This window comes from Pseudomonas sp. LAM2023, assembly GCF_016620375.1.
In the GTDB taxonomy this organism is placed as follows: Bacteria; Pseudomonadota; Gammaproteobacteria; order Pseudomonadales; family Pseudomonadaceae; genus Aquipseudomonas; species Aquipseudomonas anuradhapurensis.
Genome location: NZ_JAENHV010000022.1, coordinates 41009 through 61605, shown reverse-complemented (window position 1 = coordinate 61605; position 20597 = coordinate 41009). Strand labels below are relative to the sequence as shown.

Annotated in this window: 22 protein-coding genes; all 22 read left to right on the top strand. The window is 57.9% G+C overall.

The window, feature by feature from the left end; translation table 11 throughout:
* The first annotated feature begins 111 nt into the window (after positions 1-111).
* The 22 genes from rplJ (at position 112) to rplE (ending at position 20596) form a co-directional block, all read left to right on the top strand.
* Positions 112-612, top strand: a complete 501-nt coding sequence (rplJ, locus tag JKP78_RS12875; protein ID WP_003257082.1) for a 50S ribosomal protein L10 — start codon at positions 112-114, stop codon at positions 610-612.
* An 80-nt stretch (positions 613-692) separates the two neighbouring features.
* On the top strand, positions 693-1061 hold the full coding sequence (rplL, locus tag JKP78_RS12870; protein WP_170027988.1) for a 50S ribosomal protein L7/L12: 369 nt from the start codon (positions 693-695) through the stop codon (positions 1059-1061).
* A 219-nt stretch (positions 1062-1280) separates the two neighbouring features.
* Positions 1281-5354 (top strand): DNA-directed RNA polymerase subunit beta, encoded by a 4074-nt coding sequence (gene rpoB / locus JKP78_RS12865; protein ID WP_170027989.1) that lies wholly within the window; start codon positions 1281-1283, stop codon positions 5352-5354.
* Positions 5355-5418: 64 nt separating this feature from the next.
* Entirely contained in the window at positions 5419-9618 is a 4200-nt protein-coding gene (rpoC, locus tag JKP78_RS12860; protein WP_170027990.1) for a DNA-directed RNA polymerase subunit beta', read from the top strand.
* 211 nt (positions 9619-9829) lie between these two features.
* Positions 9830-10201 (top strand): 30S ribosomal protein S12, encoded by a 372-nt coding sequence (gene rpsL, locus JKP78_RS12855; RefSeq protein ID WP_003257088.1) that lies wholly within the window; start codon positions 9830-9832, stop codon positions 10199-10201.
* 106 nt (positions 10202-10307) lie between these two features.
* Complete coding sequence (rpsG, locus tag JKP78_RS12850; RefSeq protein WP_003246741.1) at positions 10308-10778, top strand: 30S ribosomal protein S7; 471 nt, start codon at positions 10308-10310, stop codon at positions 10776-10778.
* A gap of 30 nt (positions 10779-10808) precedes the next feature.
* Positions 10809-12953, top strand: a complete 2145-nt coding sequence (gene fusA / locus JKP78_RS12845; protein ID WP_186678990.1) for an elongation factor G — start codon at positions 10809-10811, stop codon at positions 12951-12953.
* A gap of 30 nt (positions 12954-12983) precedes the next feature.
* The gene (gene tuf / locus JKP78_RS12840; RefSeq protein ID WP_170027986.1) at positions 12984-14177 is read left to right on the top strand and encodes an elongation factor Tu; all 1194 of its coding nucleotides are present in this window, start codon (positions 12984-12986) and stop codon (positions 14175-14177) included.
* Positions 14178-14318: 141 nt separating this feature from the next.
* Entirely contained in the window at positions 14319-14630 is a 312-nt protein-coding gene (rpsJ, locus tag JKP78_RS12835) for a 30S ribosomal protein S10 (RefSeq protein WP_003186070.1), read from the top strand.
* Positions 14631-14710: 80 nt separating this feature from the next.
* Positions 14711-15346, top strand: a complete 636-nt coding sequence (rplC, locus tag JKP78_RS12830) for a 50S ribosomal protein L3 (RefSeq protein WP_003257089.1) — start codon at positions 14711-14713, stop codon at positions 15344-15346.
* 12 nt (positions 15347-15358) lie between these two features.
* The gene (rplD, locus tag JKP78_RS12825; RefSeq protein ID WP_008089819.1) at positions 15359-15961 is read left to right on the top strand and encodes a 50S ribosomal protein L4; all 603 of its coding nucleotides are present in this window, start codon (positions 15359-15361) and stop codon (positions 15959-15961) included.
* Positions 15958-16257, top strand: a complete 300-nt coding sequence (gene rplW, locus JKP78_RS12820; protein WP_003255484.1) for a 50S ribosomal protein L23 — start codon at positions 15958-15960, stop codon at positions 16255-16257. Before rplD ends, rplW begins: the two co-directional genes overlap by 4 nt.
* 14 nt (positions 16258-16271) lie before the next feature.
* The gene (gene rplB, locus JKP78_RS12815; protein WP_170027992.1) at positions 16272-17096 is read left to right on the top strand and encodes a 50S ribosomal protein L2; all 825 of its coding nucleotides are present in this window, start codon (positions 16272-16274) and stop codon (positions 17094-17096) included.
* Positions 17097-17112: 16 nt separating this feature from the next.
* Complete coding sequence (rpsS, locus tag JKP78_RS12810) at positions 17113-17388, top strand: 30S ribosomal protein S19 (protein ID WP_003255482.1); 276 nt, start codon at positions 17113-17115, stop codon at positions 17386-17388.
* A gap of 11 nt (positions 17389-17399) precedes the next feature.
* Positions 17400-17732 (top strand): 50S ribosomal protein L22, encoded by a 333-nt coding sequence (rplV, locus tag JKP78_RS12805; RefSeq protein WP_003103908.1) that lies wholly within the window; start codon positions 17400-17402, stop codon positions 17730-17732.
* A 13-nt stretch (positions 17733-17745) separates the two neighbouring features.
* The gene (gene rpsC / locus JKP78_RS12800) at positions 17746-18432 is read left to right on the top strand and encodes a 30S ribosomal protein S3 (protein WP_003255481.1); all 687 of its coding nucleotides are present in this window, start codon (positions 17746-17748) and stop codon (positions 18430-18432) included.
* 12 nt (positions 18433-18444) lie between these two features.
* The gene (rplP, locus tag JKP78_RS12795) at positions 18445-18858 is read left to right on the top strand and encodes a 50S ribosomal protein L16 (RefSeq protein ID WP_003255479.1); all 414 of its coding nucleotides are present in this window, start codon (positions 18445-18447) and stop codon (positions 18856-18858) included.
* Positions 18858-19049: a 50S ribosomal protein L29 gene (gene rpmC / locus JKP78_RS12790; RefSeq protein ID WP_200626777.1), complete on the top strand. Its 192-nt coding sequence runs from the start codon at positions 18858-18860 to the stop codon at positions 19047-19049. The genes rplP and rpmC overlap by 1 nt, the downstream gene beginning before the upstream one ends.
* A gap of 2 nt (positions 19050-19051) precedes the next feature.
* A complete protein-coding gene (gene rpsQ / locus JKP78_RS12785; RefSeq protein ID WP_008089812.1) occupies positions 19052-19318 on the top strand; it encodes a 30S ribosomal protein S17 in 267 nt (88 codons plus the stop codon).
* Positions 19319-19341: 23 nt separating this feature from the next.
* On the top strand, positions 19342-19710 hold the full coding sequence (rplN, locus tag JKP78_RS12780) for a 50S ribosomal protein L14 (protein ID WP_003243907.1): 369 nt from the start codon (positions 19342-19344) through the stop codon (positions 19708-19710).
* An 11-nt stretch (positions 19711-19721) separates the two neighbouring features.
* Positions 19722-20036 carry a 50S ribosomal protein L24 gene (gene rplX, locus JKP78_RS12775; RefSeq protein ID WP_013970637.1) on the top strand — a complete coding sequence of 105 codons (315 nt, stop codon included), beginning with the start codon at positions 19722-19724 and terminating at the stop codon, positions 20034-20036.
* A 20-nt stretch (positions 20037-20056) separates the two neighbouring features.
* Entirely contained in the window at positions 20057-20596 is a 540-nt protein-coding gene (rplE, locus tag JKP78_RS12770; RefSeq protein ID WP_003257095.1) for a 50S ribosomal protein L5, read from the top strand.
* Position 20597 lies beyond the last annotated feature (1 nt).

Below are 20597 nucleotides of genomic sequence, written 5' to 3'. Positions count from 1 at the left end.
GCCTTAAAAAACCAGCCCACGCAGATGGTGCTCCCGATTCGTTACCGAATCAGACACCAAAACGACATCCGGCTTCGGCCAGATGAAACGGTAAAAACCAGGAGTAAACCCGTGGCAATTAAACTCGAAGACAAGAAGGCCATCGTCGCTGAAGTCAACGAGGCTGCCAAAGTCGCTCTGTCCGCTGTCGTGGCTGATGCCCGTGGTGTGACTGTAGGCGCAATGACCGGACTCCGTAAAGAGGCCCGCGAAGCTGGCGTTTACGTACGTGTCGTACGTAACACCCTGCTGAAGCGCGCTGTTGAAGGCACCGAATTCTCGATCCTCAACGACGCGTTCAAAGGCCCGACCCTGATTGCTTTCTCCAACGAACACCCGGGCGCTGCTGCCCGTCTGTTCAAAGAGTTCGCCAAGGGTCAGGACAAGTTCGAGATCAAGGCAGCTGCGTTCGACGGCAAGTTCCTTGCCGCTAACCAGATCGACGTGCTGGCAACCCTGCCAACTCGCGACGAGGCTATCGCACAGCTGATGAGCGTAATCCAAGGTGCAACCAGCAAGCTGGCTCGTACCCTGGCAGCTCTGCGCGACCAGAAAGAAGCTGCTGCTGCCTAAGGCCGCGTAGCACCTTTCGAAATCAAACGTTTAATTTGATGGCCGCGTAGGCTGTCACCCCAATACAGGAATTCATAGTCATGTCTCTGACTAACGAGCAAATCATCGAAGCGATCGGCCAGAAAACTGTTCTGGAAATTGTTGAACTGATCAAAGCGATGGAAGAAACCTTCGGCGTTACCGCTGCTGCTGCTGTTGCCGCTGGCCCAGCTACCGCTGCTGCCGCTGTTGAAGAGCAGACCGAGTTCAACGTCGTTCTGACCGAAGCTGGCGACAAGAAAGTAAACGTGATCAAGGCCGTTCGTGAGCTGACCGGTCTGGGCCTGAAAGAAGCCAAAGAGAAAGTCGACGGCGCTCCTCAGGTTATCGCTGAAGGCGTTTCGAAAGAAGCCGCTGAAGACGCGAAGAAGAAGCTGGAAGAAGCTGGCGCTAAAGTCGAGCTGAAGTAATCTCGACCTTGCGACTCCAGTCCGAGCGTTGAGCGAAGGGCTGATGGCTGGTGGCTTATGCCACCGGCCTTTTTCCGTTATTGGTGGTCGGTCAAGCCGGCCCCGATAACAAGCTGCAAGACACCCATGTGGGTGCGCAAACCAAGGGGTTTGCACGATTTTCTGGCTGCTCCCGCCGGGAGAAGCCAAACAAGCAGGTGACCAAGCTGGGGAACGCTGATGGCTTACTCATACACTGAGAAAAAACGTATCCGCAAGGACTTTAGCAAGTTGCCGGACGTCATGGATGTGCCTTACCTCCTGGCCATCCAGCTGGATTCGTATCGCGAATTCCTGCAAGCGGGAGCATCCAAGGATCAGTTCCGCGACGTCGGCCTGCACGCGGCCTTCAAATCGGTATTTCCGATCATCAGCTACTCCGGCAATGCTGCCCTGGAGTACGTAGGCTACCGCCTGGGCGAACCCGCCTTCGATGTGAAGGAATGTGTCCTGCGTGGCGTGACCTTCGCGGTCCCACTGCGGGTCAAGGTGCGCCTGATCATTTTCGACAAGGAATCGTCGAACAAAGCGATCAAGGACATCAAAGAGCAAGAAGTCTACATGGGTGAAATCCCCCTGATGACTGAAAACGGTACCTTCGTTATCAACGGTACCGAGCGTGTGATCGTTTCCCAGCTGCACCGTTCGCCTGGTGTGTTCTTCGACCACGACCGTGGCAAGACGCACAGCTCCGGCAAGCTGCTGTACTCCGCTCGCATCATCCCTTACCGCGGTTCCTGGCTGGACTTCGAGTTCGACCCGAAGGACTGCGTGTTCGTGCGTATCGACCGTCGCCGCAAACTGCCGGCTTCGGTGCTGCTGCGCGCCCTGGGCTACAGCACTGAAGAAGTGCTGAACACCTTCTACACCACCAACGTCTTCCACATTTCCGGCGAGAAACTCAGCCTGGAACTGGTGCCGCAGCGTCTGCGTGGTGAAGTTGCCGTCATGGACATCCATGACGAAACCGGCAAGGTTATTGTCGAGCAGGGCCGCCGTATTACCGCGCGCCACATCAACCAGCTCGAGAAGGCTGGCGTCAAGCAGCTGGACGTCCCGATGGAATACGTCCTGGGTCGCACCACTGCCAAGGCCATCGTGCACCCGGCTACCGGTGAAATCCTGGCCGAATGCAACACCGAGATGACCACCGAGCTGCTGATCAAGGTCGCCAAGGCACAGGTTGTCCGTATCGAGACCCTGTACACCAACGACATCGATTGCGGTCCGTTCATCTCCGACACCCTGAAGATCGACACCACCAGCAACCAGCTGGAAGCCCTGGTCGAGATCTATCGCATGATGCGTCCTGGCGAGCCGCCAACCAAGGATGCCGCCGAGACCCTGTTCAACAACCTGTTCTTCAGCGCCGAGCGTTACGACCTGTCCGCCGTTGGCCGCATGAAGTTCAACCGTCGTATCGGTCGTACCGAGATCGAAGGTTCGGGCGTGCTGAGCAAGGAAGATATCGTCGAGGTTCTGAAGACCCTGGTCGACATCCGTAACGGCAAAGGCATCGTCGACGACATCGACCACCTGGGTAACCGTCGCGTGCGTTGCGTCGGCGAAATGGCCGAAAACCAGTTCCGCGTTGGCCTGGTGCGTGTCGAGCGCGCGGTCAAGGAACGCCTGTCGATGGCGGAAAGCGAAGGCCTGATGCCGCAAGACCTGATCAACGCCAAGCCGGTTGCGGCGGCGGTGAAAGAGTTCTTCGGTTCCAGCCAGCTGTCCCAGTTCATGGACCAGAACAACCCGCTCTCCGAGATCACCCACAAGCGCCGCGTCTCCGCACTCGGCCCAGGTGGTCTGACCCGTGAGCGTGCCGGCTTCGAAGTCCGTGACGTACACCCGACCCACTACGGCCGCGTGTGCCCGATCGAGACCCCTGAAGGTCCGAACATCGGTCTGATCAACTCCCTGGCAGCCTATGCCCGCACCAACCAGTACGGCTTCCTGGAAAGCCCGTACCGCGTGGTGAAAGAAGGTGTGGTCAGCGACGACATCGTGTTCCTGTCGGCCATTGAAGAAGCGGATCACGTCATCGCCCAGGCTTCGGCCGCGATGAACGAGAAGAAGCAACTGATCGATGAGCTGGTAGCGGTTCGTCACCTGAACGAATTCACCGTCAAGGCGCCGGAAGACGTCACCTTGATGGACGTTTCGCCGAAGCAGGTTGTTTCGGTCGCTGCGTCGCTGATTCCGTTCCTCGAGCACGACGACGCCAACCGTGCGTTGATGGGTTCGAACATGCAGCGTCAGGCTGTACCGACCCTGCGCGCCGACAAGCCGCTGGTAGGTACCGGCATGGAGCGCAACGTTGCCCGTGACTCCGGTGTCTGCGTGGTTGCTCGCCGCGGTGGTGTGATCGACTCGGTCGACGCCAGCCGTATCGTTGTCCGCGTTGCCGACGACGAAGTGGAAACCGGCGAAGCAGGTGTGGATATCTACAACCTGACCAAGTACACCCGTTCGAACCAGAACACCTGCATCAACCAGCGTCCGCTGGTGAGCAAGGGTGACAAGGTTCAGCGTGGCGACATCATGGCCGACGGCCCGTCCACCGACATGGGTGAACTGGCACTGGGTCAGAACATGCGCATCGCGTTCATGGCGTGGAACGGCTTCAACTTCGAAGACTCCATCTGCCTCTCCGAGCGTGTGGTTCAGGAAGACCGCTTCACCACCATCCACATCCAGGAACTGACCTGTGTGGCGCGTGACACCAAGCTTGGCCCAGAGGAAATCACTGCGGACATCCCGAACGTGGGTGAGGCCGCACTGAACAAGCTGGACGAAGCCGGTATCGTCTACGTGGGTGCCGAAGTCGGCGCTGGCGACATCCTGGTCGGCAAGGTCACGCCAAAAGGCGAAACCCAGCTGACTCCGGAAGAAAAACTGCTGCGCGCAATCTTCGGCGAGAAAGCCAGCGACGTTAAGGACACCTCCCTGCGCGTGCCAACCGGCACCAAAGGTACCGTCATTGACGTACAGGTCTTCACCCGTGATGGCGTCGAGCGCGACAGCCGCGCCCTGGCCATCGAGAAGATGCAGCTGGACGAGATCCGCAAGGACCTCAACGAAGAGTTCCGCATCGTCGAAGGTGCAACCTTCGAGCGTCTGCGTTCTGCCCTGAACGGCCAGGTGGTCGACGGTGGTGCGGGCCTGAAGAAAGGCACCGTGATCACTGACGAAGTGCTGGACGGTCTGGAGCACGGCCAGTGGTTCAAACTGCGTATGGCTGAAGATGCACTGAACGAGCAGCTGGAAAAGGCTCAGCAGTACATCGTCGACCGTCGCCGTCTGCTGGACGACAAGTTCGAAGACAAGAAGCGCAAGCTGCAGCAGGGCGATGACCTGGCGCCGGGCGTACTGAAGATCGTCAAGGTTTACCTGGCAATCCGCCGTCGCATCCAGCCGGGTGACAAGATGGCCGGTCGTCACGGTAACAAGGGTGTGGTCTCGGTGATCATGCCGGTCGAAGACATGCCGCACGACGCCAACGGTACTCCGGTCGACGTCGTACTGAACCCGCTGGGCGTACCTTCGCGTATGAACGTCGGTCAGATCCTCGAAACCCACCTGGGCCTGGCGGCCAAGGGTCTGGGCGAGAAGATCGACCGCATGATCGAAGAACAGCGCAAGGCCGCTGAACTGCGCGTGTTCCTGACCGAGGTCTACAACGAGATCGGTGGTCGCCAGGAAAACCTGGACGAGTTCACCGACGAAGAGATCATGGCCCTGGCCAACAACCTGAAGAAGGGCGTGCCTATGGCTACCCCGGTCTTCGATGGTGCCAAGGAGCGCGAGATCAAGGCCATGCTGAAGCTGGCCGACCTGCCAGAGAGCGGCCAGATGGTGCTGTTCGACGGCCGCACCGGCAACAAGTTCGAGCGTCCTGTGACCGTTGGTTACATGTACATGCTCAAGCTGAACCACTTGGTGGACGACAAGATGCACGCGCGTTCCACTGGTTCCTATAGCCTGGTTACCCAGCAGCCGCTGGGTGGTAAGGCGCAGTTCGGTGGTCAGCGTTTCGGGGAGATGGAAGTGTGGGCGCTGGAAGCATACGGCGCGGCATACACCCTGCAAGAAATGCTCACAGTGAAGTCGGACGACGTGAACGGCCGTACCAAGATGTACAAGAACATCGTGGATGGCGATCACCGTATGGAGCCGGGCATGCCCGAGTCCTTCAACGTGTTGATCAAAGAGATCCGTTCGCTCGGTATCGATATCGATCTGGAAACCGAATAACACGTGACGCGAAGGGGAGTGGGGCAGGTAATGCCCGCTCCCTGCTCCGCCAGGAGGAAAGGCCTTGAAAGACCTACTGAATTTGCTGAAAAACCAGGGTCAAGTCGAAGAGTTCGACGCCATCCGCATCGGTCTGGCGTCGCCTGAAATGATCCGTTCGTGGTCGTTCGGTGAAGTTAAGAAGCCGGAAACCATCAACTACCGTACGTTCAAGCCTGAGCGTGACGGCCTGTTCTGCGCCAAGATCTTTGGCCCAGTCAAGGACTACGAGTGCCTGTGCGGCAAGTACAAGCGCCTCAAGCACCGCGGCGTGATCTGCGAGAAGTGCGGCGTTGAAGTTGCCCTGGCCAAGGTTCGTCGTGAGCGCATGGCGCACATCGAACTGGCCTCGCCGGTTGCCCACATCTGGTTCCTGAAGTCGCTGCCGTCCCGTATCGGCCTGCTGATGGACATGACCCTGCGCGATATCGAGCGCGTGCTCTACTTCGAGAGCTACGTGGTTATCGACCCGGGCATGACCACCCTGGAAAAGGGCCAGCTGCTGAACGACGAGCAGTATTTCGAAGCGCTGGAAGAGTTCGGTGACGACTTCGACGCCCGCATGGGTGCCGAGGCTGTCCGCGAGCTGCTGCACGCTATCGACCTGGAGCACGAGATCGGTCGCCTGCGTGAAGAGATTCCGCAGACCAACTCGGAAACCAAGATCAAGAAGCTGTCCAAGCGCCTGAAGCTGATGGAAGCGTTCCAGGGCTCGGGCAACCTGCCTGAGTGGATGGTTCTGACCGTCCTGCCAGTGCTGCCGCCGGACCTGCGTCCGCTGGTGCCGCTGGATGGTGGCCGCTTCGCGACTTCCGACCTGAACGACCTGTATCGTCGGGTGATCAACCGTAACAACCGTCTGAAGCGCCTGCTCGATCTGTCGGCGCCGGACATCATCGTGCGCAACGAAAAGCGCATGCTGCAGGAAGCGGTCGACGCCCTGCTGGACAACGGCCGTCGCGGTCGCGCCATCACTGGCTCGAACAAGCGTCCGCTGAAGTCCCTGGCCGACATGATCAAAGGTAAGCAAGGTCGCTTCCGTCAGAACCTGCTCGGTAAGCGTGTGGACTACTCTGGCCGTTCGGTAATTACCGTAGGCCCGACCCTGCGTCTGCACCAGTGCGGTCTGCCGAAGAAGATGGCCCTCGAGCTGTTCAAGCCGTTCATTTTCGGCAAGCTGGAAATGCGTGGTCTGGCGACCACCATCAAGGCTGCCAAGAAGATGGTCGAGCGCGAGCTGCCAGAGGTTTGGGACGTGCTCGCCGAGGTGATCCGCGAACACCCCGTACTGCTCAACCGTGCACCAACCCTGCACCGCCTGGGTATCCAGGCCTTTGAGCCGGTTCTGATCGAAGGCAAGGCTATCCAGCTGCACCCGCTGGTCTGTGCCGCGTACAACGCCGACTTCGACGGTGACCAGATGGCCGTTCACGTGCCGCTGACCCTGGAAGCCCAGCTCGAAGCGCGCGCGCTGATGATGTCGACCAACAACATCCTGTCGCCAGCCAACGGTGAGCCAATCATCGTTCCGTCGCAGGACGTTGTACTGGGTCTGTACTACATGACCCGCGAAGCCATCAACGCCAAGGGCGAAGGTCGCGTGTTCGCCGACCTGCAGGAAGTCGACCGCGTATTCCGCGCCGGCGAGGCTGCCCTGCACGCGAAAATCAAGGTTCGTATCAACGAAACCGTGAAAGAGCGTGACGGTTCCGTGGTCAAGAACACCCGCATCGTCGACACCACTGTCGGCCGTGCGCTGCTGTTCCAGGTTGTACCGGCAGGCCTGCCGTACGACGTGGTCAACCAGCCGATGAAGAAGAAGGCGATCTCCAAGCTGATCAACCAGTGCTACCGCGTGGTTGGTCTGAAAGAGACCGTTATCTTCGCTGACCAGCTGATGTACACCGGTTTCGCTTACTCGACCATTTCCGGCGTTTCCATCGGTGTTAACGACTTCGTTATCCCGGACGAGAAAGCCCGCATCATCGGTACCGCTACCGACGAAGTGAAGGAAATCGAGAGCCAGTACGCTTCCGGCCTGGTAACCCAGGGCGAGAAGTACAACAAGGTCATCGACTTGTGGTCGAAGGCGAACGACGAAGTGTCCAAGGCGATGATGGCCAACCTCTCGAAAGAGAAGGTCATCGACCGCGAAGGCAAGGAAGTCGAGCAAGAGTCCTTCAACTCGATGTACATGATGGCTGACTCCGGTGCGCGGGGTTCCGCGGCCCAGATCCGTCAGCTGGCCGGTATGCGTGGCCTGATGGCCAAGCCGGACGGCTCGATCATCGAGACGCCGATCACGGCGAACTTCCGTGAAGGCCTGAGCGTTCTGCAGTACTTCATTTCGACCCACGGTGCTCGTAAGGGTCTGGCGGATACCGCACTGAAGACTGCGAACTCCGGTTACCTGACTCGTCGTCTGGTAGACGTTGCCCAGGATCTGGTGGTTACCGAGATCGACTGCGGCACCGACCAGGGCCTGCTGATGACCCCGCACATCGAAGGCGGCGACGTTGTAGAGCCGCTGGGTGAGCGTGTACTGGGTCGTGTCATCGCCCGTGACGTGTTCAAGCCAGGCACCGAGGACGTCATCGTTCCGGCCGGTACCCTGGTCGACGAGAAGTGGGTCGAGTTCATCGAGCTGAACAGCATCGACGAAGTGGTCGTGCGTTCGCCGATCAACTGTGAAACCCGCTACGGCATCTGCGCCAAGTGCTACGGTCGTGACCTGGCTCGCGGTCACCAGGTGAACATCGGTGAGGCTGTCGGCGTTATCGCTGCCCAGTCGATCGGTGAGCCGGGTACCCAGCTGACCATGCGTACGTTCCACATCGGTGGTGCTGCAAGCCGTACCTCGGCTGCCGACAGCGTCCAGGTGAAGAACGGCGGTATGGTCCGTCTGCACAACCTCAAGCAGGTAGAGCGTGCCGATGGCAACCTGGTTGCCGTATCGCGTTCGGGCGAACTGGCCATTGCCGACGAATTCGGCCGTGAGCGTGAGCGCTACAAGCTGCCTTACGGTGCGGTGATCTCGGTCAAGGAAGGTGAAAAGGTCGAAGCTGGCGCCATCGTCGCCAAGTGGGACCCGCACACCCACCCGATCGTTACCGAGCTGAAAGGTACCGTGACCTTCGTGGGCATGGAAGAAGGCATCACCATCAAGCGTCAGACCGACGAACTGACCGGTTTGACCAACATTGAAGTCCTGGACGTCAAGGATCGCCCTGCCGCTGGTAAGGAAATCCGTCCGGCAATCAAGATGGTCGACGCTTCTGGCAAGGACCTGTACCTGCCAGGTACCGACGTACCTGCCCAGTACTTCCTGCCGGCCAACGCCCTTGTCGGTGTGGCTGACGGTGCGCAGATCGGTGTTGGTGACGTTATCGCGCGTATCCCGCAAGAAACGTCGAAGACCCGTGACATCACCGGTGGTTTGCCGCGCGTTGCCGACCTGTTCGAAGCGCGCCGTCCGAAAGAAGCCTCGATTCTGGCTGAAGTCAGCGGCACCATCGCATTCGGTAAAGAGACCAAGGGCAAGCGTCGCCTGGTCATTACCCCGACCGATGGCAGCGAGCCGTACGAAGAGCTGATTCCGAAGTGGCGTCACCTGAACGTCTTCGAAGGCGAACAGGTAAACCGCGGCGAAGTTATCTCCGATGGCCCGAGCGATCCGCACGACATCCTGCGCCTGCTGGGTGTGAGCGCGCTGGCGAAGTACATCGTCAACGAGATCCAGGACGTTTACCGTCTGCAGGGCGTGAAGATCAACGACAAGCACATCGAGACCATCCTGCGTCAGATGCTGCGCAAGGTCGAGATCACCGAGTCGGGCGATTCCAGCTTCATCAAGGGCGACCAGATGGAACTGACCCAGGTGCTGGTAGAGAACGAGCGTCTCGCCGCCGAGGACAAGTTCGTCTCCAAGTTCACCCGCGTGCTGCTGGGTATCACCAAGGCCTCGCTGTCGACCGAGTCGTTCATCTCCGCGGCTTCCTTCCAGGAAACCACCCGCGTACTGACCGAAGCGGCGGTAACCGGCAAGCGCGACTACCTGCGCGGCCTGAAAGAGAACGTGGTCGTGGGTCGTCTGATCCCGGCCGGTACTGGTCTGGCCTACCACAGCGAGCGCAAGCGCCGCCGTGACGCCGACAAGCCGCTGCGTGTGAGCGCCAGTGAGGTGGAAGCCGCACTGACCGAAGCGCTGAACTCCAGCGGTAACTAAGTACAGGGCAGGGCCCCGGCGCATCTCGCAAGGCCATCGGTGACATCAATTGTTGCCGATGACCGGGCGGGGAGGGCCGGGGCCTCGTCTTGACTGGGTGCAAGATCCTCTTTAGACTTTTGTACCCTTAAATTTGGTGAGGCTCCGTCTCGCCAATTTTTGGCTTTCTTGCAAGACAATAGCGTCGCAAGACAATCAGTGGAGCTAGTAGATGGCAACTATCAACCAGCTGGTACGTCAGCCGCGTAAGCGTACCGTCGAGAAATCCGACGTACCTGCGCTGCAGAACTGCCCGCAGCGTCGTGGCGTGTGCACCCGTGTGTACACCACCACGCCGAAAAAACCTAACTCGGCACTGCGTAAAGTATGCCGTGTGCGTCTGACCAACGGTTTCGAGGTTTCCTCGTACATCGGTGGTGAAGGTCACAACCTGCAAGAGCACAGCGTCGTCCTGATCCGTGGCGGCCGTGTAAAAGACTTGCCAGGTGTTCGTTACCACACCGTTCGCGGCTCTCTGGATACTTCGGGCGTTAAAGGCCGTAACCAGGGTCGTTCGAAGTACGGTACCAAGCGTCCGAAGTAATCGGCCGTTTGCAGACATCCATTTATTTGAGTCGATAAGAGTAAGGTCGGGCAGGGGTCGAGAGACCTGGTCCCGGGCTAACCTGAAGACCGTTTGAGGGCTTATCATGCCAAGACGTCGTGTAGCAGCAAAACGTGAGATCCTTGACGATCCGAAGTACGGATCCCAGATTCTCGCCAAGTTCATGAACCACGTGATGGAAAGCGGCAAGAAGGCCGTAGCCGAGCGCATCGTTTACGGTGCCCTGGATACCGTCAAAGCACGCAAGAACAGCGACCCCCTGGAAATCTTCGAGAAAGCTCTCGACGCCATCGCTCCGCTGGTCGAAGTTAAGTCCCGCCGTGTCGGCGGTGCCACTTACCAGGTTCCGGTTGAAGTTCGTCCATCCCGTCGTAACGCTCTGGCAATGCGCTGGCTCGTAGACTACGCCCGCAAGCGCGGCGAGAAGTCGATGGCCCTGCGCCTGGCCGGCGAACTGCTGGATGCTGCTGAAGGCAAGGGTGCTGCAGTCAAGAAGCGTGAAGACGTGCACCGTATGGCCGAAGCCAACAAAGCGTTCTCGCACTACCGCTTCTAATTCAAGCATCAATCATTTTGCGAGGGCTTTATGGCTCGTACTACAGCAATTAACCGCTACCGTAACATCGGTATTTGCGCCCACGTTGACGCGGGCAAGACTACCACTACCGAGCGGATCCTGTTCTATACAGGTCTGAGCCACAAGATGGGCGAGGTGCACGACGGCGCCGCGACCACCGACTGGATGGTGCAGGAGCAGGAGCGCGGTATCACCATTACCTCCGCTGCCGTTACCACCTTCTGGAAAGGTTCCCGTGGTCAGTACGACAACTACCGCGTAAACGTCATCGATACCCCCGGCCACGTTGACTTCACCATTGAAGTAGAGCGTTCGCTGCGCGTACTCGACGGCGCGGTCGTTGTGTTCTGCGGTACCTCCGGCGTTGAGCCGCAGTCCGAAACCGTATGGCGTCAGGCCAACAAATACGGCGTTCCACGTGTTGTCTACGTGAACAAGATGGACCGTGCCGGTGCCAACTTCCTGCGCGTTGTCGGCCAGATCAAGAACCGCCTGGGTCACACCCCGGTTCCGGTCCAGCTGGCTATCGGTGCAGAAGACGACTTCCAGGGTCAGGTCGACCTGATCAAGATGAAAGCCATCTACTGGAACGAAGACGACAAGGGCACCACCTACCGCGAGGAAGAGATTCCTGCCGAGCTGGTTGACCTGGCCAACGAATGGCGCAGCAACATGGTCGAGGCAGCTGCCGAAGCCAACGAAGAGCTGATGAACAAGTACCTTGAAGAAGGTGACCTGTCCGTCGAAGACATCAAGGCTGGTCTGCGCGCCCGTACTCTGGCGAGCGAGATCGTTCCTGCTGTCTGCGGCTCCTCGTTCAAGAACAAGGGCGTGCCCCTGGTTCTCGACGCCGTTATCGACTACCTGCCGGCTCCGACCGAGATCCCTGCAATCAAGGGTATCAACCCGGACGACGCCGACCTGGCCAAGGACGACCCGGCTGTTCGCCAAGACGAGCGTCACGCCGACGACAACGAGCCGTTCTCGGCTCTGGCGTTCAAGATCGCTACCGACCCGTTCGTAGGTACCCTGACCTTCGTTCGCGTCTACTCGGGCGTTCTGAGCTCCGGTGACTCGGTCATCAACTCGGTAAAAGGCAAGAAAGAGCGCGTTGGTCGTATGGTGCAGATGCACGCCAACCAGCGTGAAGAGATCAAGGAAGTACGCGCTGGCGACATCGCGGCCCTGATCGGCATGAAGGACGTTACCACTGGTGAAACCCTGTGCGACGCCGACAAGCCAATCATCCTTGAGCGTATGGACTTCCCTGAGCCGGTAATTTCCCTGTCGGTTGAGCCGAAGACCAAGCAAGACCAGGAAAAGATGGGTATCGCTCTGGGCAAGCTGGCCCAGGAAGACCCGTCGTTCCGCGTCAAGACCGACGAAGAAACCGGCCAGACCATCATCTCCGGTATGGGTGAGCTGCACCTGGACATCATCGTTGACCGCATGAAGCGCGAGTTCAACGTTGAGGCCAACATCGGCAAGCCGCAGGTTTCCTACCGCGAGAAGATCACCAAGTCTGGTGTCGAGATCGAAGGTAAGTTCGTTCGTCAGTCCGGTGGTCGTGGTCAGTTCGGTCACTGCTGGATCCGCTTCTCCGAGCCGGATCAGGACGAAAAAGGCAACATCACCGAAGGCCTGGTCTTCACCAACGAAGTCGTTGGCGGTGTGGTTCCTAAGGAATACATCCCGGCGATCCAGAAGGGTATCGAAGAGCAGATGAAGAACGGCGTTGTTGCCGGCTATCCTCTGATCGGTCTGAAGGCTACCGTGTTCGACGGTTCGTACCACGACGTCGACTCCAACGAGATGGCGTTCAAGATCGCGGCCTCCATGGCGACCAAGCAGCTGGCCCAGAAGGGCGGCGGTGTTGTGCTTGAGCCGATCATGAAGGTTGAGGTAGTAACCCCTGAGGACTACATGGGTGACGTGATGGGTGACCTGAACCGTCGTCGTGGTCTGATCCAGGGTATGGATGACTCGGTTTCCGGCAAGGTTATCCGTGCAGAAGTCCCGCTGGGAGAGATGTTCGGTTATGCGACCGACGTTCGTTCCATGTCTCAGGGTCGCGCAAGCTACTCCATGGAATTCTCCAAGTACTCCGAAGCTCCGTCGAACATCGTCGAAGCACTCGTTAAAAAACAAGGCTAATCCAGCCCTTTAGGCAAGAGGTTCACTGTCGTGGCTAAAGAAAAATTTGATCGTTCCCTTCCCCACGTTAACGTCGGCACCATCGGCCACGTTGACCACGGTAAGACCACTCTGACCGCAGCTCTGACTCGCGTCTGCTCCGAAGTATTCGGTTCGGCAGTCGTTGAGTTCGACAAGATCGACTCGGCTCCGGAAGAAAAAGCGCGCGGTATCACCATCAACACCGCTCACGTCGAGTACAACTCGAACATTCGTCACTACGCTCACGTTGACTGCCCAGGTCACGCTGACTACGTGAAGAACATGATCACCGGTGCTGCCCAGATGGACGGCGCGATCCTGGTTTGCTCGGCCGCCGATGGTCCGATGCCACAAACCCGTGAGCACATCCTGCTGTCCCGCCAGGTAGGCGTTCCGTACATCGTGGTCTTCCTGAACAAGGCTGACCTGGTAGACGACGCTGAGCTGCTGGAACTGGTCGAGATGGAAGTTCGCGACCTGCTGTCCACCTACGACTTCCCAGGCGACGACACCCCGATCATCATCGGTTCGGCTCGTATGGCGCTGGAAGGCAAAGACGACAACGAAATGGGTACTACCGCTGTCAAGAAGCTGGTAGAAACTCTGGATGCCTACATCCCTGAGCCAATCCGTGCCGTTGACCAGCCGTTCCTGATGCCGATCGAAGACGTATTCTCGATCTCGGGTCGTGGTACCGTTGTTACCGGTCGTATCGAGCGTGGTATCGTCCGCGTTCAGGATCCGCTGGAAATCGTTGGCCTGCGCCCGACCACCAACACCACCTGCACCGGTGTTGAAATGTTCCGCAAGCTGCTGGACGAAGGCCGCGCTGGCGAGAACTGCGGCGTTCTGCTGCGTGGTACCAAGCGTGACGAAGTTGAGCGTGGTCAGGTTCTGGTCAAGCCAGGTTCGGTCAAGCCGCACACCAAGTTCACCGCAGAAGTCTACGTTCTGTCGAAGGAAGAAGGCGGCCGTCACACTCCGTTCTTCAAAGGCTACCGTCCTCAGTTCTACTTCCGTACCACTGACGTGACCGGTAACTGCGAACTGCCGGAAGGCGTTGAAATGGTAATGCCAGGTGACAACATCCAGATGACTGTCACCCTGATCAAGACCATCGCAATGGAAGACGGTCTGCGCTTCGCTATCCGTGAAGGCGGTCGTACCGTCGGCGCCGGCGTCGTAGCCAAAATCATCGAGTAATCACTCGACCGATTGAAAAAACCCCCGCTCAGCGGGGGTTTTTTTTATTGGGTTGACACTAAATGGGGGCGTCTATAGAATCACGCCTCCTTTTAGCGGGCGTAGTGCGCCCGTTGGGAACAGCCTGGAGTCTGAAATCCAATGCAAAATCAGCAAATCCGTATCAGGTTGAAGGCTTTCGACCATCGCCTGATCGACCAATCCACCCAGGAAATCGTGGAAACCGCGAAACGTACTGGTGCACAAGTGCGTGGTCCAATTCCACTGCCTACCCGCAAAGAGCGTTTCACCGTTCTGGTTTCCCCGCACGTCAACAAAGACGCGCGTGACCAGTACGAGATCCGCACTCATAAGCGTGTTCTGGACATCGTCCAGCCAACGGATAAAACCGTTGACGCGCTGATGAAGCTTGATCTGGCGGCAGGTGTGGAAGTACAGATCAGCCTCGGCTAAGACTTCGGTCTGGTCGTGTAACGCTCTGAAATGGGCGGCCATAGCGGGTGAAAGCCCCGTACACTCATGAGGTTTACAACATGACTATTGGTGTAATCGGTCGCAAGTGCGGTATGACCCGCATTTTCACCGAAGAAGGTGTCTCCATTCCGGTCACGGTCATCGAGATCGAGCCGAATCGCGTCACCCAGTTCAAAACTGAAGAAACCGATGGCTACCGTGCAGTGCAAGTCACTGTCGGCGAGCGTCGTGCTTCGCGTGTGACTGCCGCTCAGGCAGGCCACTTCGCCAAGGCCAACGTTGCCGCTGGTCGCGGTGTCTGGGAGTTCCGTCTTGAAGAAGGCGATTTCCAGGCTGGCGATCTGATCAAAGCTGAACTCTTCACTGCAGGCCAGCTGGTAGACGTTACTGGTCAGTCCAAAGGTAAAGGCTTCGCCGGTACCATCAAGCGCTGGAACTTCCGTGGCCAGGACAACACCCACGGTAACTCCGTGTCGCACCGTGTCCCAGGTTCCATCGGCCAGTGCCAGACTCCTGGTCGTGTGTTCAAGGGCAAGAAAATGTCCGGTCACATGGGCGCCGAGCGCGTGACTGTTCAGTCCCTGGAAGTAGTTCGCGTAGACGCTGAACGCAACCTGCTGCTGGTCAAGGGTGCCGTTCCAGGCGCTACTGGCGGCGACGTGGTTGTACGTCCAGCTGTCAAGGCTCGCGGTTAAGGGGAAACTGACATGCAACTCAATGTAAATGACGCTCAGGCGATCGAAGTTTCCGAACTGACTTTCGGTGGCGAATTCAACGAGACGCTGGTACACCAAGCAGTCGTGGCCTACATGGCCGGCGGCCGTCAGGGCACCAAGCAGCAAAAGACCCGTTCCGACGTGGCTGGTGGCGGTAAGCGCCCATGGCGTCAGAAGGGTACTGGCCGTGCTCGTGCTGGTACCACTCGTGGTCCGATCTGGCGTGGCGGTGGTGTTACCTTCGCAGCTCGCCCTCAAGATCACTCGCAAAAGCTCAACAAGAAGATGTACCGCGCAGCCCTGCGCTCCATCCTCGCTGAGCTGGTGCGTAGCGACCGTCTGGTCGTGGTTCAGGACTTCGCTGTCGAAGCACCGAAAACCAAAGATCTGCTGAACAAGCTGAACGGCATGGGTCTGAACGACGTACTGATCGTTTCCGACGCTGTTGATCAGAACCTGTACCTGGCTGCTCGCAACCTGCCGCACGTCGATGTACGTGACGTACAAGGTTCCGACCCGGTCAGTCTGATCGCATACGAGAAAGTGTTGATCACTGTCTCGGCCGTGAAGAAATTCGAGGAGCTGCTGGGATGAACCAGGAACGCGTATTTAAAGTCCTCCTTGGCCCGCACGTTTCCGAGAAGGCTACCGTTCTGGCTGAGAAAAAAGGCCAGTTCGTATTCAAGGTTGCTACCGATGCAACCAAGCTGGAAATCAAGAAAGCTGTCGAAGGCCTGTTCAACGTAAAAGTTGAAAACGTGTCGACTGTTAACGTTCTGGGTAAAACCAAGCGTACCGCACGTGGTCTGGGCAAGCGTAATGACTGGAAGAAGGCGATCGTCTCCCTTCAGCCAGGCCAAGATCTCGATTTCAGCAGCAGTGCTGAGTAAGGAAGGGGTGCATCATGGCAATCGTTAAATGCAAACCGACTTCCCCTGGCCGCCGTTTCGTGGTCAAGGTGGTCAACCAGGAGCTGCACAAAGGCGCTCCTCACGCACCGCTGATCGAGAAGAAATCGAAGTCTGGTGGTCGTAACAACAATGGCCGCATCACCACTCGTCACGTTGGTGGTGGTCATAAGCAGCATTACCGTCTGGTCGACTTCCGTCGCAACGACAAAGATGGCATTCCAGCCACTGTCGAGCGTATCGAATACGACCCGAACCGTACTGCTCACATCGCCCTGCTGTGCTACGCAGACGGTGAGCGTCGCTACATCATCGCCCCTAAAGGCGTGAGCGCTGGCGACCAGCTGATCGCAGGTGCCCTGGCCCCAATCAAGGCCGGTAACTCCCTGCAGCTGCGCAACATTCCAGTAGGTAGCACCGTTCACGGCATCGAACTGAAGCCGGGCAAAGGTGCTCAGATCGCTCGTTCCGCTGGTGCTTCGGCTCAGCTGATCGCTCGCGAAGGTGTCTACGTGACCCTGCGTCTGCGCTCTGGTGAAATGCGTAAAGTCCTGGCTGAGTGCCGTGCGACCCTGGGCGAAGTCTCGAACTCCGAGCACAGCCTGCGTTCGCTGGGTAAAGCTGGTGCCAAACGCTGGCGCGGCGTTCGCCCAACCGTTCGTGGTGTTGCCATGAACCCGGTTGACCACCCACACGGTGGTGGTGAAGGTCGTACCTCCGGTGGTCGTCATCCGGTATCGCCATGGGGCTTCCCAACCAAGGGTGCGAAGACCCGTGGTAATAAGCGTACCGACAATATGATCGTCCGTCGTCGCAAGTAACTAGAGGGATACGACAGTGCCACGTTCTCTGAAAAAAGGTCCTTTTATCGATCTTCACCTGCTGAAGAAGGTCGAAGTGGCGGTGGAGAAGAACGATCGCAAGCCAGTTAAAACCTGGTCGCGCCGTTCGATGATCCTGCCACAAATGGTCGGTCTGACCATCGCGGTACACAACGGTCGTCAACATGTCCCAGTTCTGGTGAACGAAGACATGGTCGGCCACAAACTGGGCGAGTTCGCCGGTACCCGCACCTACCGCGGGCACGTGGCTGACAAGAAAGCCAAGCGTTAAGGGGTAAGGAAATGGAAGTAGCCGCTAAGTTGTCGGGCGCTCGCATCTCCGCCCAGAAAGCCCGCTTGGTCGCCGACCAGATCCGCGGGAAGAAGGTGGGCGAAGCGCTCAACCTGTTGGCCTTCAGCAGCAAAAAAGCCGCTGAAATCATGAAGAAAGTCCTCGAGTCGGCCGTAGCCAACGCCGAACACAACGAAGGCGCAGACGTTGATGACCTGAAGGTCTCCACCGTCTTCGTCAACGAAGGGCGTTCGCTGAAGCGCATCATGCCACGTGCCAAGGGCCGTGCTGATCGCATCGTCAAGCGGTCTTGCCATATCACTGTCAAGGTTGCGGACAAGTAACGGAGTCGATCAGATGGGTCAGAAAGTACATCCCACTGGCATTCGCCTGGGAATCGTCAAGGAGCACACCTCCGTCTGGTACGCAGACGGTGCTACTTACGCAGATTACCTGTTGAAGGATCTGAAAACGCGTGAGTACCTCCAGGACAAACTAAAAAGCGCGTCCGTAAGCCGTATCGATATTCATCGTCCGGCTCAAACTGCACGCATCACCATCCACACCGCTCGTCCCGGTATCGTTATCGGTAAGAAAGGTGAAGATGTCGAGAAGCTGCGTCAGGACCTGACCAAGCAGATGGGTGTGCCTGTGCACATCAACATCGAAGAGATCCGCAAGCCGGAACTCGACGCCATGCTGGTTGCGCAGAGCGTAGCTCAGCAGCTGGAACGCCGCGTAATGTTCCGTCGCGCCATGAAGCGCGCCGTACAGAACGCCATGCGTATTGGTGCCAAGGGCATCAAGATCCAGGTGAGCGGTCGTCTCGGCGGTGCTGAGATTGCTCGTACCGAGTGGTATCGCGAAGGTCGTGTGCCTCTGCACACCCTGCGTGCCGATATCGACTACAACACCTACGAAGCTCACACCACTTACGGTGTGATCGGTGTGAAGGTTTGGATCTTCAAAGGCGAAGTGATTGGTGGTCGCCAAGAAGAACTGAAACCACAAGCACCAGCGCCTCGTAAAAAAGCTGCTAAGTAAGGGGTACGCCAAATGTTGCAACCAAAGCGTACAAAATTCCGCAAGCAGATGACTGGCCACAACCGTGGTCTGGCACTGCGCGGTAGCAAAGTCAGCTTCGGCGAGTTCGCCCTGAAAGCTGTTGCTCGCGGTCGCCTCACCGCTCGCCAGATCGAGTCCGCACGTCGTGCGCTGACCCGTCACGTTAAACGTGGCGGCAAGATCTGGATCCGTGTGTTCCCGGACAAGCCGATCTCCAAGAAGCCTCTCGAGGTTCGTATGGGTAAAGGTAAGGGCTCCGTGGAATACTGGGTTGCCCAGATTCAGCCAGGCAAAGTCCTGTATGAAATCGAAGGTGTTTCTGAAGAGCTGGCGCGCGAAGCTTTCGCCCTGGCTGCTGCAAAGCTGCCTCTCGCCACCTCCTTTGTTAAGCGGACGGTGATGTGATGAAAGCGAATGAATTTCGTGAAAAATCGGCACAGCAACTGAATGAGCAACTGCTCGGCTTGCTGCGCGACCAGTTCAATCTGCGTATGCAGAAAGCAACTGGCCAGTTGGGGCAGTCGCACCTGCTCTCGCAAGTTAAGCGTGACATCGCTCGCGTGAAAACTGTGCTCAACCAGCAGGCAGGTAAGTGATCATGGCTGAAGCTGAAAAAACCGTCCGTACGCTGACTGGCCGTGTCGTCAGCGACAAAATGGACAAGACCATCACCGTTCTGATCGAGCGTCGCGTCAAGCACCCGATCTACGGTAAATACGTTAAGCGTTCGACTAAGCTGCACGCGCACGACGAATCCAACCAGTGCAAAATCGGCGACAAGGTTTCCATCCGTGAAACCCGTCCGCTGGCCAAGACCAAGTCCTGGGCACTGGTTGAAGTCCTCGAACGCGCTGTTGAAGTCTAAGGGCTAAGGGTCGGAGAAATTTTATGATTCAGACTCAATCCATGCTCGATGTGGCCGATAACAGCGGCGCTCGTCGCGTCATGTGCATCAAGGTACTCGGCGGTTCGCACCGCCGTTACGCCGGCATCGGTGACATCATCAAAGTAACCGTCAAGGAAGCAATTCCGCGCGGCAAGGTCAAGAAAGGCCAGGTGATGACCGCTGTTGTTGTCCGCACCCGTCACGGTGTTCGTCGCGCCGACGGTTCCATCATTCGTTTCGACGGCAACGCTGCTGTTCTGCTGAACAACAAGCAAGAGCCGATCGGCACTCGCATCTTCGGGCCAGTGACCCGTGAGCTTCGTTCCGAGAAGTTCATGAAGATCGTCTCGCTCGCCCCTGAAGTGCTGTAAGGAGATCCGACATGCAAAAGATTCGTCGTGACGACGAGATCATCGTGATCGCCGGCAAAGACAAGGGTAAGCGCGGTAAGGTGCTGAAGGTTCTGGCTGACAACCGTCTGGTTGTTGGTGGTGTGAACCTGGTCAAGCGTCATACCAAGCCTAACCCGATGGCGGGCGTACAGGGCGGTATCGTCGAGAAAGAAGCGCCTCTGCACGCTTCCAACGTTGCCATCTTCAACGGTGAAACCAACAAGGCTGACCGCGTTGGTTTCAAAGTAGAAGACGGTAAAAAAATTCGTGTCTTCAAGTCGACCCAAAAAGCGGTTGATGCTTGAACACTGCTAGGTAGAAGACCATGGCACGACTGAAAGAGATTTACCGGAACGAAATCGCTCCTAAGCTTAAGGAAGAACTTAAGCTGTCGAACGTGATGGAAGTTCCGCGCGTTACCAAGATCACCCTGAACATGGGTCTGGGCGAAGCGATCGGCGACAAGAAAGTCATCGAGCACGCTGTTGCCGACCTGGAAAAGATCACCGGTCAAAAGCCGGTCGTGACTTTCGCTCGTAAATCCATCGCGGGCTTCAAAGTCCGTGAGGGCTGGCCGATCGGCGTCAAGGTGACCCTGCGTCGCGACAAGATGTACGAATTCCTGGACCGCCTGCTGGCGATCTCCCTGCCTCGGGTACGCGACTTCCGCGGCCTGAATGCCAAGTCCTTCGATGGCCGTGGCAACTACAGCATGGGCGTGAAAGAGCAGATCATCTTCCCGGAAATCGACTACGACAAGATCGATGCTCTGCGCGGTTTGGACATCACCCTGACCACCACTGCTCGTTCGGACGACGAAGGCCGCGCTCTGCTGCGTGCTTTCAAGTTCCCGTTCCGCAACTGAT

Coding starts and splice junctions, on each gene's coding strand:
- rpsL (WP_003257088.1), top strand. CDS start 9,830: ATGGCAACTATCAACCAGCTGGTACGTCAGCCGCGTAAGCGTACCGTC.
- rpoB (WP_170027989.1), top strand. CDS start 1,281: ATGGCTTACTCATACACTGAGAAAAAACGTATCCGCAAGGACTTTAGC.
- rplD (WP_008089819.1), top strand. CDS start 15,359: ATGCAACTCAATGTAAATGACGCTCAGGCGATCGAAGTTTCCGAACTG.
- rplE (WP_003257095.1), top strand. CDS start 20,057: ATGGCACGACTGAAAGAGATTTACCGGAACGAAATCGCTCCTAAGCTT.
- rplV (WP_003103908.1), top strand. CDS start 17,400: ATGGAAGTAGCCGCTAAGTTGTCGGGCGCTCGCATCTCCGCCCAGAAA.
- rpsC (WP_003255481.1), top strand. CDS start 17,746: ATGGGTCAGAAAGTACATCCCACTGGCATTCGCCTGGGAATCGTCAAG.
- rplW (WP_003255484.1), top strand. CDS start 15,958: ATGAACCAGGAACGCGTATTTAAAGTCCTCCTTGGCCCGCACGTTTCC.
- rplP (WP_003255479.1), top strand. CDS start 18,445: ATGTTGCAACCAAAGCGTACAAAATTCCGCAAGCAGATGACTGGCCAC.
- rpsJ (WP_003186070.1), top strand. CDS start 14,319: ATGCAAAATCAGCAAATCCGTATCAGGTTGAAGGCTTTCGACCATCGC.
- rpsQ (WP_008089812.1), top strand. CDS start 19,052: ATGGCTGAAGCTGAAAAAACCGTCCGTACGCTGACTGGCCGTGTCGTC.
- fusA (WP_186678990.1), top strand. CDS start 10,809: ATGGCTCGTACTACAGCAATTAACCGCTACCGTAACATCGGTATTTGC.
- rplX (WP_013970637.1), top strand. CDS start 19,722: ATGCAAAAGATTCGTCGTGACGACGAGATCATCGTGATCGCCGGCAAA.
- rplC (WP_003257089.1), top strand. CDS start 14,711: ATGACTATTGGTGTAATCGGTCGCAAGTGCGGTATGACCCGCATTTTC.
- rpmC (WP_200626777.1), top strand. CDS start 18,858: ATGAAAGCGAATGAATTTCGTGAAAAATCGGCACAGCAACTGAATGAG.
- rpsG (WP_003246741.1), top strand. CDS start 10,308: ATGCCAAGACGTCGTGTAGCAGCAAAACGTGAGATCCTTGACGATCCG.
- rplB (WP_170027992.1), top strand. CDS start 16,272: ATGGCAATCGTTAAATGCAAACCGACTTCCCCTGGCCGCCGTTTCGTG.
- rplL (WP_170027988.1), top strand. CDS start 693: ATGTCTCTGACTAACGAGCAAATCATCGAAGCGATCGGCCAGAAAACT.
- rplN (WP_003243907.1), top strand. CDS start 19,342: ATGATTCAGACTCAATCCATGCTCGATGTGGCCGATAACAGCGGCGCT.